The organism is Kurthia sp. Dielmo, assembly GCF_000307285.2.
GTDB lineage: Bacteria > Bacillota > Bacilli > Bacillales_A > Planococcaceae > Kurthia > Kurthia populi.
In genome coordinates, this window is sequence record NZ_CAEP01000203.1 from 1 (window position 1) to 499 (window position 499).

A 499-nucleotide genomic window follows, 5' to 3' on the forward strand; every position below is an offset into this window, starting at 1 on the left:
TAAGCGTGGAAAACGTTTGTATACCAAAGTGTATAAAGAATATGAAAAATTGGCTAAACAACCTTCTGGGCGTTCTGCATTTGTTACAAAACGGATGAACTTCTTAGAGGATAATATGGAAAATTCAGTTGCAACCAAAGAAGAAATGACCGCAACGAACCGTCCATTCTTTGAACTAGATCATGTCCCTATTGGTTCGCTCGATTTTGGGAGTGTTCGAGATTTCGCAGCATGTGGCTTACTTTTTAAAAAGAGTGAAGAATATGTATTTAAGACGTTCTCTTTTGCCTGTAAACAATTCTGTGATGTGCATTATGGCTATTCTAATAGCGCTAGTGATATCGGAACTGAAAAACGTGCACCGATTAAAAAGTGGGAGAAACAAGGCTTATTAAAAGTAGTAGACGAGCCTTCTTTAAATCCCATGCATATTGTGAACTGGTTTATCGAGATGCGTGAATTATATGGCGTTCGTAAAATTGTAGCTGATAACTATAAG

Annotated in this window: 1 pseudogene; it reads left to right on the forward strand. The window is 37.3% G+C overall.

Annotated elements, in window-relative coordinates:
• Nucleotides 1-16: 16 nt before the first annotated feature.
• A pseudogene (locus KTHG_RS00210) lies at nt 17-499 on the forward strand (terminase large subunit); the annotation flags it as partial.